At 43.6% G+C, this 14,128-nt stretch carries 13 protein-coding genes; 10 read left to right on the top strand and 3 right to left on the bottom strand.

Annotated features, from left to right (window positions below; all coding sequences use genetic code 11):
* The first annotated feature begins 145 nt into the window (after positions 1 to 145).
* A complete protein-coding gene (locus ACGG81_RS06275; RefSeq protein ID WP_390110156.1) occupies positions 146 to 616 on the top strand; it encodes a low molecular weight protein-tyrosine-phosphatase in 471 nt (156 codons plus the stop codon).
* Positions 617 to 659: 43 nt separating this feature from the next.
* Here the strand turns inward: ACGG81_RS06275 and ACGG81_RS06280 are convergent, their stop codons facing one another.
* Positions 660 to 806, bottom strand: coding sequence for a hypothetical protein (locus ACGG81_RS06280; protein ID WP_035102520.1), 147 nt, complete (start codon positions 804 to 806; stop codon positions 660 to 662).
* 92 nt (positions 807 to 898) lie between these two features.
* Between ACGG81_RS06280 and ACGG81_RS06285 the strand changes: the two genes are divergently transcribed.
* The 9 genes from ACGG81_RS06285 (at position 899) to ACGG81_RS06325 (ending at position 11,254) form a co-directional block, all read left to right on the top strand.
* Entirely contained in the window at positions 899 to 1,081 is a 183-nt protein-coding gene (locus ACGG81_RS06285) for a hypothetical protein (RefSeq protein ID WP_133300502.1), read from the top strand.
* A 189-nt stretch (positions 1,082 to 1,270) separates the two neighbouring features.
* Positions 1,271 to 2,485, top strand: coding sequence for a radical SAM family heme chaperone HemW (gene hemW, locus ACGG81_RS06290; RefSeq protein ID WP_009261649.1), 1,215 nt, complete (start codon positions 1,271 to 1,273; stop codon positions 2,483 to 2,485).
* A 261-nt stretch (positions 2,486 to 2,746) separates the two neighbouring features.
* On the top strand, positions 2,747 to 3,790 hold the full coding sequence (hrcA, locus tag ACGG81_RS06295) for a heat-inducible transcriptional repressor HrcA (RefSeq protein WP_009261650.1): 1,044 nt from the start codon (positions 2,747 to 2,749) through the stop codon (positions 3,788 to 3,790).
* A gap of 29 nt (positions 3,791 to 3,819) precedes the next feature.
* Positions 3,820 to 4,485: a nucleotide exchange factor GrpE gene (grpE, locus tag ACGG81_RS06300; protein ID WP_009261651.1), complete on the top strand. Its 666-nt coding sequence runs from the start codon at positions 3,820 to 3,822 to the stop codon at positions 4,483 to 4,485.
* A gap of 90 nt (positions 4,486 to 4,575) precedes the next feature.
* Positions 4,576 to 6,444 carry a molecular chaperone DnaK gene (dnaK, locus tag ACGG81_RS06305; RefSeq protein ID WP_270665849.1) on the top strand — a complete coding sequence of 623 codons (1,869 nt, stop codon included), beginning with the start codon at positions 4,576 to 4,578 and terminating at the stop codon, positions 6,442 to 6,444.
* Positions 6,445 to 6,556: 112 nt separating this feature from the next.
* Positions 6,557 to 7,765 (top strand): molecular chaperone DnaJ, encoded by a 1,209-nt coding sequence (dnaJ, locus tag ACGG81_RS06310; RefSeq protein WP_016440424.1) that lies wholly within the window; start codon positions 6,557 to 6,559, stop codon positions 7,763 to 7,765.
* Between the two features lie 262 nt (positions 7,766 to 8,027).
* Complete coding sequence (locus ACGG81_RS06315) at positions 8,028 to 8,285, top strand: ferrous iron transport protein A (protein ID WP_009261654.1); 258 nt, start codon at positions 8,028 to 8,030, stop codon at positions 8,283 to 8,285.
* A 5-nt stretch (positions 8,286 to 8,290) separates the two neighbouring features.
* On the top strand, positions 8,291 to 10,405 hold the full coding sequence (feoB, locus tag ACGG81_RS06320; protein ID WP_390110160.1) for a ferrous iron transport protein B: 2,115 nt from the start codon (positions 8,291 to 8,293) through the stop codon (positions 10,403 to 10,405).
* 78 nt (positions 10,406 to 10,483) lie between these two features.
* Entirely contained in the window at positions 10,484 to 11,254 is a 771-nt protein-coding gene (locus ACGG81_RS06325) for a prolipoprotein diacylglyceryl transferase (RefSeq protein ID WP_016440426.1), read from the top strand.
* Between the two features lie 3 nt (positions 11,255 to 11,257).
* Here ACGG81_RS06325 and ACGG81_RS06330 read toward each other — a convergent pair whose 3' ends face one another.
* Together ACGG81_RS06330 and ACGG81_RS06335 are read right to left on the bottom strand one after the other, a co-directional pair.
* A complete protein-coding gene (locus ACGG81_RS06330; RefSeq protein ID WP_390110163.1) occupies positions 11,258 to 13,210 on the bottom strand; it encodes a DUF6449 domain-containing protein in 1,953 nt (650 codons plus the stop codon).
* Complete coding sequence (locus tag ACGG81_RS06335) at positions 13,185 to 14,084, bottom strand: ABC transporter ATP-binding protein (RefSeq protein ID WP_120092285.1); 900 nt, start codon at positions 14,082 to 14,084, stop codon at positions 13,185 to 13,187. The genes ACGG81_RS06330 and ACGG81_RS06335 overlap by 26 nt, the downstream gene beginning before the upstream one ends.
* Positions 14,085 to 14,128 lie beyond the last annotated feature (44 nt).

The following is a 14,128-nucleotide window of genomic DNA, read 5'->3' on the forward strand; positions in this document are numbered from 1 at the left end:
AAAAATAACCCATTTGTACCACAAATGCCCGAAAAAACATGAGAAAATACAAGAATTTATAAGAAAAAGAACCCTTCAAGTAAAAAATGTACAAAGGCTGAAAAGCCAGTATTTATAAGGCTTTGAGAGGATATGAGGAGATAAAATGGAGAAAATAAAGGTACTATTTATTTGCCACGGCAACATCTGCCGCAGCACCATGGCTCAATACATCGCACAACATTTAGTAACCCAATTTGGCATGGAATCTAATTTTTACATTGATTCTGCTGCCACCAGCCGCGAGGAAATCGGCAACCCTGTCCACTATGGCACGCGCCGGAAGTTGGAAGCGGAAGGGATTTTCTGTGGGGATCATCGTGCCCGACAGCTTAAGAAAAGCGACTATGACGAGTTTGATTTTTTAATTGGAATGGATACGCAGAATATTCGGAATATGTACCGGATTTTAGGAGAGGATCCGGAACAGAAAGTGTACAAGTTGCTAGATTTTACAGAACGGAAAGGAGATATTGCAGACCCATGGTACACCGGTAACTTTGATCTGACTTATCGGGATGTTCTGGACGGATGCAGAGGGCTTCTGAAATTTATCGAAGAACAAGAGAGTGTTTAACGAACAAGAAGATTTTATGTAACATTATTGTGGCAGAGGAGAATTATTCATCCTCTGCCACAATGTCTTCCAATACTTTGATCAAGTCGTGGATATTTTGGATCCGCACATTTCTTTCTAAAATAGTATTTTTCAGATTTACCGATAAGGATTCAAATTTTTCCCGTATTTCAGGAGCAATATAAGACATGTTTCTCACCTCGTAGATAGGATAGGCAAAAAGGAAAGAGCCTATACAGTTTTCCTGCAAAAAGTAAAAGAAATTTATTCAGATATTTACAAATGGAAATGAAAATCGCTATAATATTGTCCAGGGCAGAGTTATCTGTTCGGGAACATCTTAGAAAACACCAGACATATAGGAGAGAAGCACCTAAAAACAGAGTACAAGAAGATGACTGGAAGAGAGAAGAAGAAAACAGAGTAGTGGTATTAAGAAGCGTTAAAATAGGAAGCATGAACTAACCACGAGAGAAGCATCCATCGATGAAGACGGATAGTATTGTCTTTTTCTGCCTTGTAGGTAAAACGATTGCCTTATATTTGGATAGCAGAAATCTATTTTCCCTTTGTACTGATATTTAGAACAATAAATTTTGCGTGTACAAGATGTGCAGGCGGATAAGAAATAGAGAAAAGAAAGAGAGACTGAGCATGAAGAGAGAATTGGAATTATATATTCATATTCCGTTTTGTATGAAAAAATGTGCATATTGTGATTTTTTGTCCGGTCCGGCTCCGAGGGAGACGATAGATCGCTATGTAACAGCGCTTGTGGCAGAAATCAGGCAGTATCAAAAGTTGGCAGAGAATTATCGAGTTACAACGATTTTTTTTGGAGGAGGAACACCATCGATTTTGTCGGGAGGTCGGATGAAAGAAATTTTTGATGCGCTCCGGGATGTGTTTGAGATCCAAGCAGATGCGGAAATTACGATGGAAGCGAATCCGGGTACGGTCACAAAAGAAAATTTGCAGGCATACAGGGCATGTGGGATCAACCGGATCAGTTTTGGACTGCAGTCGGTCGATGATAAGGAACTGAAGCTGCTTGGGCGTGTACATACGATGCGGCAGTTTGAAGAGAGTTATGATCTGGCAAGGAAGGCGGGATTTCAGAATATTAATATAGATCTGATCTCGGCAATCCCAGGGCAGACAGTGGAATCCTGGGAGCACACATTGGATACCGTGATCCGAATGAATCCGGAACATATTTCTGCGTATAGTCTGATCATTGAGGAAGGGACGCTATTTTACGAGATTTATGGGGAGAACGCAAAAGAAGAGCAGGATAGTCAGTGTGAGAAATGTTTGGCTGATGACGGGAAACAGATGGATACAGGCAAGAACTTCCCAAAGCTTCCGGATGAGGAAGCAGAACGCCGCATGTATGAATTGACCGCAGAGAAGCTGGAAGCGGCAGGATATCTACAATATGAAGTTTCTAACTATGCGAAGCCGGGATATGCGTGCAGGCATAACAAAGGATACTGGCAGAGGGTGGAGTACCTTGGGATCGGCACTGGGGCGGCATCTTTGATTGAAAACGAGCGGTATCAGCATATTTCAGATACGGATCTTTATATCCGGGCAAATGGAAGGTTGGATCAGATCGAGGAGGAAAAAGAGACGCTAGATTGGAATGCACAGGTGGAGGAGACAATGTTCCTTGGCCTTCGGATGAAAGAGGGGGTAAACAAGCAGAAATTTAGAGAACGGTATCACAGAGAAATACAGGAAGTATATGGAGAGGTATTGGAAAAACTCAAAGAAGAAGGATTGCTTCGCGAAGAGGAGGAGCGAATCTGCCTGACAAAGAGAGGAAATGATCTGAGCAACTATGTACTTGCACAGTTCTTGTTATAACCTATAAAAATGTTTCAGATAGAAAGGCAATTGAAAAATTTTCAGAATGATAGAAAGGTTCCGGAAATTTTTTGATTGCTTTTTTGGATTGAAAGTTTCTAAAAATGTACATAATCTCGATAGAAAATAGTTTTTTACAAAAAATATAAAAAATATGTAAACTAGGTTGACAAACGAAAAGCATAGTGCTATCTTAATAATCGTAAGGTGTTAGCACTCGTAAGAATGGAGTGCTAATAAAGAAAAACGAGGAGGTGTGAGATGAAAGCAGATCATGGATTGGATGATCGGAAACTTAAGATTTTGCAGACGATCATTAAGACCTACTTAGAGACCGGGGAACCGGTAGGATCCAGAACGATTTCCAAATATACAGATTTGAATCTAAGTTCTGCGACGATCCGCAATGAGATGGCGGATTTGGAAGATCTGGGATATATCATACAGCCTCATACATCGGCGGGAAGAATTCCTTCAGACAAAGGATATCGGCTTTATGTAGATATGCTGATGGAGGATAAGGAGCATGAGATCACTGAGATGCAGGAGAAGATGCTTCAGAAGGCCGATAAGATGGAACAGCTTTTGCAGCAGGCTGCGAGAGTGCTGGCAAATAGTACAAATTATGCGACGATGGTTTCTGCTCCTACTTATAATAGGAATAAGTTAAAGTTCATCCAGCTTTCGCAGGTGGATGCCAATCAGATCATCGCGGTGATCGTCATGGAAGGCAACATTATTAAGAATAAGATTGTGGCGGTTGCAGAGCCGCTTGACAATGAGACAATGCTGAAGTTGAATATGCTGTTGAATACCAATCTGAATGGAATTGCGGTCGAAGATATCAATCTTGGCATGATCGCCAGACTGAAGGAACAGGCAGGAATTCACAGCGGTGTGATCAGTGATGTGCTTGATGCAGTGGCAAATACGATTCAGCTTGATAATGACCTTGAGATTTACACAAGCGGAGCGACAAACATTTTCAAATATCCGGAGCTGAGCGACAAGCAGAGTGCACAGGAGATCATCAGTGCTTTTGAAGAAAAGCAGCAGTTGGCAGAACTTGTGACACAGACGCTGGCAAGCGATGAGAACAAAGGAATTCAAGTTTATATCGGAAGTGAGACACCGGTACAGACGATGAAGGATTGCAGTGTTGTGACAGCGACTTACGAGCTTGGGCAGGGCATGCAGGGGACAGTTGGAATCATTGGTCCGAAGCGGATGGATTATGAGAATGTCATGAAGACATTAAAGACGTTGATGGTAGAACTGGATGCGATATTTCATAAAAAATCATAAGAAAGGTGGTACGACCATTGGATAAGAAGATGACACAGGAAGAAATGGTAAAAGAAGCCGTAGAGGAAGCAAAGAAAGCGGCAGAGGAACAGGACGCCGCTCAGGAAGCAGCGGGAGAAGATACAGAAGCGGTTGCAGAGGAAACCGTTGAGGAAGAAGCTGACAGCGAAGCATCCGAAGAGGAAGCTTTGGAAGAGACAGCAGAAGAAGGTTCCGAGAAAGGAGCAAAAGGGCTGTTTAAAAGAAAGCCGAAAAAAGATAAAAAAGATGAGCAGATCGAGGAATTAAAAGATAAGCTCACACGTCAGATGGCAGAGTTTGATAACTTCCGCAAGCGTACGGAGAAAGAAAAATCAGCGATGTACGAGATCGGGGCAAAAGATATTATCGAGAAGATTCTTCCGGTTGTAGACAATTTTGAGAGAGGACTCGGAGCTGTTACAGAAGAGCAGAAAGAAGATTCCTTCGTTTCCGGTATGGAGATGATCTACAAACAGATTATGACGACACTGGATTCTGTCGGAGTGAAAGCGATTGAGGCAGTTGGAAATGAATTTGATCCGGATTTCCACAATGCAGTGATGCATGTAGAAGATGAGGAAGTCGGGGAGAATATCGTTGTAGAAGAGTTCCAGAAAGGTTACACATACAGAGATACGGTAGTAAGACATAGTATGGTAAAAGTAGCAAATTAAAAATTCATTTAAGATGCATAAAGCATTTTGAATTTTATCAACAATAGATAGAGTAAGTAAACTTAGTATAAAATATAGGAGGATTTCATCATGGGAAAAATCATTGGAATTGACTTAGGAACAACAAATAGCTGTGTAGCTGTTATGGAAGGTGGACAGCCGACAGTCATCGCAAATACAGAAGGAGCAAGAACAACACCATCGGTTGTTGCTTTTACAAAGACAGGAGAACGTCTCGTTGGAGAACCTGCAAAACGTCAGGCAGTGACAAATGCTGATAAGACAATCTCTTCTATTAAGAGACACATGGGTACTGATTACAGAGTAACGATCGATGATAAGAAATATTCTCCACAGGAGATTTCTGCAATGGTACTTCAGAAACTGAAAGCAGATGCAGAAGGATATCTTGGAGAGAAAGTAACAGAGGCTGTTATCACAGTTCCGGCTTACTTTAACGATGCTCAGCGTCAGGCAACAAAAGATGCTGGTAAGATTGCTGGTCTTGATGTAAAACGTATCATCAATGAGCCAACAGCAGCAGCACTTGCTTACGGACTTGACAATGAAAAAGAACAGAAGATCATGGTATACGACTTAGGTGGAGGTACTTTCGACGTATCTATCATCGAGATCGGTGACGGAGTTATCGAAGTATTATCAACAGCAGGTGACAATAAACTTGGTGGAGATGACTTTGACCAGAAGATCACAGATTACATGTTAGCAGAATTCAAACGTGCAGAAGGAATCGACTTATCTACAGATAAGATGGCACTTCAGAGATTAAAAGAAGCAGCAGAGAAAGCGAAAAAAGAACTTTCTTCCGCAACAACAACAAACATCAACCTGCCATTCATCACAGCAAATGCAGAAGGTCCAAAACACTTTGATATGAACCTTACAAGAGCAAAATTTGATGAATTGACACATGACCTTGTAGAAAGAACAGCAGAGCCTGTAACAAGAGCGTTATCTGATGCGGGAATCTCAGCTTCTGAACTTGGAAAAGTATTATTAGTAGGTGGATCTACACGTATCCCGGCGGTACAGGAAAAAGTACAGAAATTGACAGGACATGAGCCATCCAAATCATTAAACCCAGACGAATGTGTTGCATTAGGAGCATCTGTTCAGGGTGGTAAATTAGCAGGAGATGCAGGTGCAGGCGACATCTTATTACTGGATGTAACTCCTCTTTCATTATCTATCGAGACAATGGGTGGTATCGCTACAAGACTGATCGAGAGAAATACAACGATTCCTACAAAGAAGAGCCAGGTATTCTCTACAGCAGCAGATAACCAGTCAGCAGTAGACATTAACGTTGTTCAAGGTGAAAGACAGTTCGCAAGAGATAATAAATCTCTCGGACAGTTCAGACTTGACGGAATCGCACCAGCTCCACGTGGAATCCCACAGATCGAAGTTACATTTGATATCGATGCAAATGGTATCGTAAATGTTTCTGCAAAAGATTTAGGAACAGGAAAAGAACAGCACATTACAATTACAGCAGGTTCTAACATGTCAGACAGCGAGATTGACAGAGCAGTAAAAGAAGCAGCTGAATTTGAAGCACAGGATAAAAAACGAAAAGAAGCAATCGATGCAAGAAATGATGCAGATGCGATGATCTTCCAGACAGAGAAAGCACTTGGAGAAGTCGGAGACAAGATTGATGCAAATGAAAAAGCAGCAGTAGAAGCTGACATCCAGGCATTAAAAGACATTCTTGCAAAATCTACACCAGAGAGCATGACAGATGCACAGGTAGAAGAGATCAAAGCAGGAAAAGAAAAATTAATGACAAGTGCACAGCAGTTATTTACAAAGATGTACGAACAGGCAGGCGCAGCAGCTGGAGCACAGCAGGCAGGACCAGCACCGGAAGCAGGACCGGCACCAGAAGGATTTAACGGTGACGATGTGGTAGACGGAGACTACAAAGAAGTATAATAAGACCAGATAAGTGCATTACCTGCACGGATTCTGCGGGATCTGAAGACTCACAGACAGTGGGAAATCAGGTTTCGCAGAATTTCCTTATGAAATGAAAGGTAGAAGAACAATGGCTGAAACAAAAAGAGATTATTATGAGGTGCTCGGAGTAGATAAAAATGCAGATGATGCGGCATTAAAGAAAGCTTACCGTGCACTTGCAAAAAAATATCATCCGGATATGAACCCGGGAGATGCGGAGGCCGAGAAAAAATTCAAAGAGGCTTCTGAGGCATATGCAGTACTTAGTGATGCTGAGAAACGGCGCAAATATGACCAGTTTGGACACGCGGCATTTGAAAACGGCGGTGGAGGAGCCGGCGGATTTGGCGGCTTTGATTTTAATGGTGCGGATTTCGGGGATATTTTTGGAGATATTTTTGGAGATTTGTTTGGCGGCGGCCGCAGAGGCGGACGTGCAGGCAATGGACCGATGAAAGGTATGAATATCCGCAAAGGAGTTCGGATCACATTTGAAGAGGCAATCAGAGGATGTGAAAAAGAGTTAGATCTTGTGATCAAAGATCCGTGTCCGAAGTGTAATGGAACTGGTGCAAAGCCGGGAACCAGTCCGGAGACTTGTTCCAAATGTGGCGGAAAAGGTCAGGTGGTATATACTTCCCAGTCATTTTTCGGTACAGTTCAGAACGTCCAGACTTGTCCGGACTGTGGCGGAACCGGTAAGATCATAAGAGAGAAATGTCCGGACTGTGCGGGAACTGGATACGTATCAAACCGGAAGAAAATTCAAGTATCGATTCCGGCAGGAATTGACAACGGACAGAGTATCCGCATCCGTGATAAAGGAGAACCGGGAACGAATGGCGGTCCGAGAGGAGATCTGCTCGTAGAGGTAACAGTATCCAGACATCCAATTTTTACACGTCAGGATATGAATATTTTCTCAACAGCTCCGATTACATTTGCACAGGCTGCGCTCGGTGGAGATGTGCGCATCAGCACTGTGGATGGCGATGTGATCTACAACGTAAAACCGGGAACAAAGACAGATACAAAAGTGCGCTTAAGAGGGAAAGGTGTTCCGTCTCTCCGCAACAAACAAGTGCGAGGAGACCATTATGTCACACTTGTGATCCAGACACCGGAGAAATTAAGTGCAGAGGCAAAAGAAGCGCTTAGAAGATTTGACGAACTAACTGGAAATTCCTTACATCAGGAAGATGGAACTATGGAAAAATCTGAGAAAAAGGCAAAACCGAAGAAAAAAGGATTTATGGATAAGCTGAAAGAATCTTTTGAAGAACAGTCGGATAAATAAGTATCTGGCTTCAGAAAAAGTAACAAAAATAGGACAGTCAGAGAGATGAAACTCTTTGGACTGTCCTATTTGTCTGTCTGGGAAAGTGTTTTATGCCAGTCATGATTTTCTGTAAGAGACAGTCGGGATCCGAATGGGAGGAATATAGAAATTGTCCCTTTTCATATAGTAAGCATAGCGGAAGGTATCTGCATTATTGAGTGGTGAAAAGTTTTCCCATGCGCTGGAAAAGGCAGAAAAATTCCGGGAAAGGGGCAGAAAAATGTGTGAAAGATTTTTGTTAAATGAACTAGAACAAAATCAGACAGGGGAAGTCCGTAAAATTTTATCCGAGCCGGAGATGAAGAGGCGTTTCCAGGACATTGGTCTGATCTGCGGAACGAAGGTGACCTGTGTGGGAAAAGGACCTTTTGGTGATCCGAAGGCTTATGAAATCCGAGGCGCAGTCGTTGCGATCCGAAACAGCGATGCGGAGCAGATCGAAATATGTCCAGAAAGAATTTCAGAGAAGGGTGTGTAAGGCAGATGGCAAAGCGAAGAGAAATGACAATCGCACTGGCAGGGAATCCGAATGTGGGAAAAAGTACATTGTTTAATGCACTGACAGGGATGCATCAGCACACAGGGAACTGGACCGGTAAGACGGTGAGCAATGCCAAAGGCTATTGCGAGCGGGACGGAGTGCTGTATACATTTGTAGATGTTCCGGGATGCTATTCTTTGATGGCACGTTCCCCGGAGGAAGAGGCGGCAAGAGATTATATTTGTTTTCAGTTTCCGGATGCTGTGATTGTTGTCTGCGATGGAACATGTCTGGAACGGAATCTCAATTTTGTGCTGCAGGTGATGGAAGCAACAGATCGAGTGATTTTATGTATCAATTTGATGGATGAGGCGGAGAAAAAAGGAATTTCCATTGACTTTGAGGCATTGGAAAGCATGCTGCAGATTCCTGTGATCGGGATGACGGCGAGAAGTGGAAGAGGGATGGAACAACTTTTTGAGGTACTGGGGAAATTTGCGGAAGGAACAGGGGAAAAAGACATAAAAGAAGCGATCGTGTCGAGAAAACAGGCGTTTGGGCAGATTGAGTATCCGGAAGTGATCGAGCAGGAGATCTTCCATCTGCTTCCGGTTGTAAGAGAAGTGACAAAAGGGTGCTTAAAGGAACGATGGGTAGCGGCGCGGCTCATGGATCAGGATCCAGGACTATGTCAGGCAATTATGGATTGTCTGAATCTAGAATTTTCAGAAGCAATGCAACTGAAAAAAGCAGGAATGCAGGCAGAAAATCGGGTGAAAGAAACAGGGCAGCATCTGGAGGATACAAGAGAACAGATGGCAGAAGCGTTTGTCAGAAGCGCAGAGGAGATTGCAGAAAAAGTGGTGAGCACTAAGGAGGACACTGGAAAGAAAAAGGGACGAATGGCAGATCAGATCTTAACAAGTAAGCTGATGGGATTTCCAGTTATGATTTTATTGCTTTTAGTAATCTTTTGGCTGACGATCAAAGGGGCTAATTACCCGTCGGAAGTGCTGAGCAATTTCTTTGGTGCGATTGAGGGACATTTGCTGGAATGGTGTCAGAGAGGAAAGCTGCCGGCGGCTATCTATGAACCACTGCTTTTCGGGGTATACCGCGTGACCGCGTGGGTTGTTTCTGTCATGCTGCCTCCGATGGCGATTTTCTTTCCGATGTTTACGATTTTGGAAGATCTGGGATATCTGCCGAGAGTAGCATTTAACCTTGACAAATGTTTTCATTGCTGCCATGCCTGTGGCAAACAAGCGTTGACGATGTGCATGGGATTTGGATGCAACGCAGTAGGAGTTTCTGGATGTAAGATTATTTCTTCCAGAAGAGAGAGGTTGATCGCGATGCTGACTAACTGTTTTGTTCCTTGTAATGGGAAGTTTCCAACCATTCTTGTGATACTTACGATTTTCTTTGCGGGAAATCAGACAGTTTCCGATTGGAAGCTGGCATTGCTTTTGACAGGTGTAATCACTCTTGGTATCGGGATGACATTTCTTGTATCGAAAATCTTATCGGGGACGATCCTGAAAGGGGAACCTTCGACGTTTCTGTTGGAGCTTCCTCCGTATCGCAGACCACAGATCGGAAAAGTGATTATCCGTTCCGTACTGGACCGGACTTTGTTTGTTTTAGGAAGGGCAATCATCGCTGCTGCTCCGGCTGGACTTTTGATCTGGTGTGCGGCAAATATTGCAGTTGGTGAGCAGACCATTCTGATGCATTGTGCCGGTTTCCTTGATCCACTTGGACGTTTCATGGGGATGGATGGCGTAATCCTGCTTGCGTTTTTGTTGGGATTTCCAGCAAATGAGATTGTACTGCCGTTAATCTTTATGGGGTATCTGTCTCTTGGAAATCTCACGGAATTTACAGATCTCCATGCAATTTCACAGGTTTTATATAGAAATGGATGGACACAGCTGACGGCATGCAGCGTGATTTTGTTCTCTCTGATGCACTGGCCGTGTGCTACCACCTGCCTTACTATTTACAAAGAAACGAAAAGCAAAAAGTGGACGTTGGCGGCCATACTGATTCCTACCTTTGCAGGGATACTCTGCTGCGCGCTGTTTGCACAGATCACGAATTTTGTATTGCGGTAAATAGAAAGAAGCTATATAATAGCAGTCAGAGGCGCGCGGGCGCAAAATACAAAAAGAATGATCAGAAAGGGAAAGAAAATGAAATACATTTTATTTGAAGCAGGTCCGGTCACAGTGTACAGCTATGGGCTGATGATTGCCCTCGGTGTGATCCTGACCTTTGTTGTGGCACAGAAGAGAGCGAAAAATTACGGATTAGACCCGGATGCGATTTTCTATATGGGAGCCTGGGGATTGCTGGCGGGAATTCTCGGGGCAAAGCTGTTGTTTTATCTGACAGAGATCAAGGAGATCATCAAAGATCCATCGCTGCTGCTGAATGTATCCGAAGGATTTGTTGTATATGGCGGGATCATCGGAGGAATTTTGGGAGCATACATTTATGCAAAGATAAAGAAGATAGATATTTTGGCTTACTTTGATCTTGCAGTTCCATCCATCGCATTTGCACAGGGATTTGGAAGAATCGGATGCTTCCTTGCAGGATGCTGTTATGGGCGTGAGACAAATGCATGGTACGGAATTACGTTCCACAATTCTCCGTTTGCACCAAATGAAGTTGCACTGATTCCGACACAGTTGATTTCCAGTGTAGCTGATTTTGCACACTTTTTTATCTTGATCTTTTTGGCAAAGCGTGTGAAACACAAAGGAGTTGTCACAGCGATGTATCTGATCTTTTACAGTGTCGGAAGATTCCTGATCGAGATGTTGCGAAATGACCCGAGAGGAACGATCAGCGTAATGTCTACATCACAGTTTATTTCTATCTTTACGCTGGCCGCAGGAATCTTTATGTTTGTGTTCTGCCGCAGAAAGAGACAAGGAGAAGAAAAACAAGAAGCGTAGTGATTATTTTCTCAGTGCACAGTCTGCTTCCAGAATGGAACCGGAGGAGGGATCCTTCGTCTTCAGAAGAATTTCGCAGGACGGATTTACCGGATAGAGGAGAGGGTTGACGGCAAAATCACGGACGACAAGCTGTGAAGCCAGTTTTGTAAGGTCCTCCTCAGACTCGTAGAGAGCTTCGCTTGCGCGGTAGCCATTTTCTAAAATGCGGAAACGTTCTGCGCTGACCAGCATATAGTTTTCAATTGTATTTTGGACAGGGATCTGGTGGGCCTTCAGGTAGTTGATCGTCCGGTGAAAGGAAGGGTAGATCAGACCACCATCCCCGGTGTCTGTGCGAGGGTAAGCAAGCGTTAGAGAGCCACAGGGAAATTCTGTTTGCAAAGTAGAAAGGGAGAGCGATATCATTTCCTCAGAATAGATGGAAAGGAGCTCTTCCTTTTCTTCTGTGTTAAGATCCAATACATAATGAGAAATACCATCGGACCAGATGAGATTTCTTTTGGCAGTATGTCCGATACCTGACAGAAGAGGAAACATTCCTTTTTTATATTTGTCCGACGTATAGACTGGATCAAAAGCGAACAGAACATCGGGATCGGCAATTGGATAGCGTCGGTAAATATTTTGCCCGGAAGTAGTACGATATAAAATAACAGCGGAAGTATAGCTAGTTTCTGCTATTCGTTCTGAGGCGGATAGTGACTGGCACCAGGTGTAGGCTGTATTCAGAGAATCTCCTTGAAGATGCATTTCCTGCAAAGCAGCTTCTGGCGGAGCTGCATAGGTATCGTTTGTGTCAACTCCGTCAATGCTTACTGCCATGGAGGCGACGTTCTTTCGGGATGGAAGAAAGCTGTCATAAGAAAACAAATCAAATATAAAGATGCAGGCGATGGCGGCAGAAAGCGAAAGACTGAAGAGCAGAGCCCTCTTATTTTGCAAAAAACTTCTGACGTTTCCCAAAAAGCTGATTTGGAAAAGACTATGGGCGGTTACTGCGCCGAATGCAATCCCGACAAAGAGCCAGACATAAGAGGCAGGATCCGGTGCCGATTTCTGAAGAAAGAAACCGCAGTAAAGTGCCGCAGGGACTGCGAGGAGGGGGCGGATGTATTTGGCATAGGTAGGAAATGCAAGAGTACTTTCGATAGATTCTGCTGAACGTTTTTGGAATAAATATACGTCCAATACAAGTGAGCAGACACAGAGAGACAACAGAAGAACCATTTGTGCCAGATGAGAAGAAAGCTGCCAACTCCCATCGGTTGCTGTCCGCACAAGAGACTGATAGAGGCAAAAAGGCGAGGCGTTATCTTTGAAAGTCAGTAACAGTTCCGAACGGTAAAAGGTCTGGAAAAACATCCGGCAATAGAGTTCTACTGGAAAAATCACCGCATAAGTGCCATAAAAGAAAAGAAGCAGAATTGCCAGAAGACTGACTGCCAATTTCCCGCACAGCAGCATCCCGAGAATAACCGTATGATAAAGTAACAGAAACCCCCAAAAAGAAAGAAGCAGGGAGCAGGACAGATGAAAAAGTGCTGTGTTCCTGCTTAAAATCTGCCCACTGACATCAGCAATCACAAAGGAGATCAGTTTGTAGGCGGCAAATGGGATCAGATAAAACAGAATCCCGTTCCAGTAAGAGGCGAAAAACAACTGTTTTCTGGAAAGTGGGAGGCTGAGAAAAAAGTCTGCTTTTTTTCGGGAGTGCAAATATAAAAATCCGTGAATTCCACAAAAAACAGCGGAAAATACTGTAAAGCAAAAAGAACGCACATCGGGCACTCCGATCATATCGGCAGTGACGGCATGGTAATCCGATAGAGAGAACATTTCAAAGGTAAAGGAAAGGACAGACATGGCTGCAAGGTAAAGAAGGAGCCAGAATGCCCAAAGTCTCTGTGTACGTTCTAATTTTTGATAGTTAATAGATAAGTTCTTTGATGTCATAGCCAATCCTTTCTGTTTCGTAAATAAATATTTCTTCCAGTGACAAAGGGAGCGATTCATAGCAGACAGGAGAGCGGGATGCAAGGATGGTCTGTATCTCGCTGAAATCTCCGCGGACAAGCATGGTTGTCAGGAACCCACGCTGTTCGTAGCGGAGGATGGTAAGTGCGTGGAAAAGAAATTCTCGTTCATCCGAAGAAAAGACGCACTGAAATTTGTGGACTCCATATTCAAGTGCTGTGATTTCTCTGGAGAGAAGAATCCCACCCCGGTGCAGGATTCCGATATGGTGGCACAATCCTTCCAGTTCTGAGAGATTGTGGGAAGCAATGACAGGAGTAAATGGACGGCAGCGGAGTTCATTTTGCAGTAAATTTTTCACAGATTGTCGAACAACAGGATCCAGACCGTCGAATACTTCATCGCAGAGCAGGATAGGGGCATTGCAGCAGATTCCGGCAATCAGGAACACCTGTTTTTTCATTCCCTTGGAGAAGGTGTGGAGTTTTTTTGTGGAATCCAGCTGAAAATCGGATAACAGTTTCAGAAATCGTTCCCTGTCAAAACCGGGATACATCTTTTCGTAAAAAAAGAGCATTGTCTGTGGGGTGGCGCCAGAGAAATAGTATTGGTCATCGGACAGATAAAAAATCATCTGACGCACTTTGGAAGTATCAGTAAGTTTTTCTCCGTCTATGAAAATTTCTCCAGAATCCGCGTTCAAAATTCCGGCAAGAATACGGAGCAACGTACTTTTCCCTGCACCATTTGTGCCAAGAAGCCCGAAAATAGCATTGTCAGGAATTTCCAGATTGACGTTGGACAGAGCAGATGCCGAGCAAAATGTTTTTGTGAGATGGGAAATATGAATCATAACTATTCCTCCTGTAGTTGTATGAAAAGCGATTTCATCTCCGG

Origin of the sequence: Faecalimonas umbilicata, from assembly GCF_042846195.1 — a bacterium.
GTDB lineage: Bacteria > Bacillota > Clostridia > Lachnospirales > Lachnospiraceae > Faecalimonas > Faecalimonas umbilicata.

Bases quoted from the DNA above. Each gene is read 5' to 3' on its own strand.
- ACGG81_RS06275 (WP_390110156.1), top strand. From the start codon at position 146: ATGGAGAAAATAAAGGTACTATTTATTTGCCACGGCAACATCTGCCGC.
- ACGG81_RS06280 (WP_035102520.1), bottom strand. From the start codon at position 806: ATGTCTTATATTGCTCCTGAAATACGGGAAAAATTTGAATCCTTATCG.
- ACGG81_RS06285 (WP_133300502.1), top strand. From the start codon at position 899: ATGGAAATGAAAATCGCTATAATATTGTCCAGGGCAGAGTTATCTGTT.
- hemW (WP_009261649.1), top strand. From the start codon at position 1,271: ATGAAGAGAGAATTGGAATTATATATTCATATTCCGTTTTGTATGAAA.
- hrcA (WP_009261650.1), top strand. From the start codon at position 2,747: ATGAAAGCAGATCATGGATTGGATGATCGGAAACTTAAGATTTTGCAG.
- grpE (WP_009261651.1), top strand. From the start codon at position 3,820: ATGACACAGGAAGAAATGGTAAAAGAAGCCGTAGAGGAAGCAAAGAAA.
- dnaK (WP_270665849.1), top strand. From the start codon at position 4,576: ATGGGAAAAATCATTGGAATTGACTTAGGAACAACAAATAGCTGTGTA.
- dnaJ (WP_016440424.1), top strand. From the start codon at position 6,557: ATGGCTGAAACAAAAAGAGATTATTATGAGGTGCTCGGAGTAGATAAA.
- ACGG81_RS06315 (WP_009261654.1), top strand. From the start codon at position 8,028: ATGTGTGAAAGATTTTTGTTAAATGAACTAGAACAAAATCAGACAGGG.
- feoB (WP_390110160.1), top strand. From the start codon at position 8,291: ATGGCAAAGCGAAGAGAAATGACAATCGCACTGGCAGGGAATCCGAAT.
- ACGG81_RS06325 (WP_016440426.1), top strand. From the start codon at position 10,484: ATGAAATACATTTTATTTGAAGCAGGTCCGGTCACAGTGTACAGCTAT.
- ACGG81_RS06330 (WP_390110163.1), bottom strand. From the start codon at position 13,210: ATGACATCAAAGAACTTATCTATTAACTATCAAAAATTAGAACGTACA.
- ACGG81_RS06335 (WP_120092285.1), bottom strand. From the start codon at position 14,084: ATGATTCATATTTCCCATCTCACAAAAACATTTTGCTCGGCATCTGCT.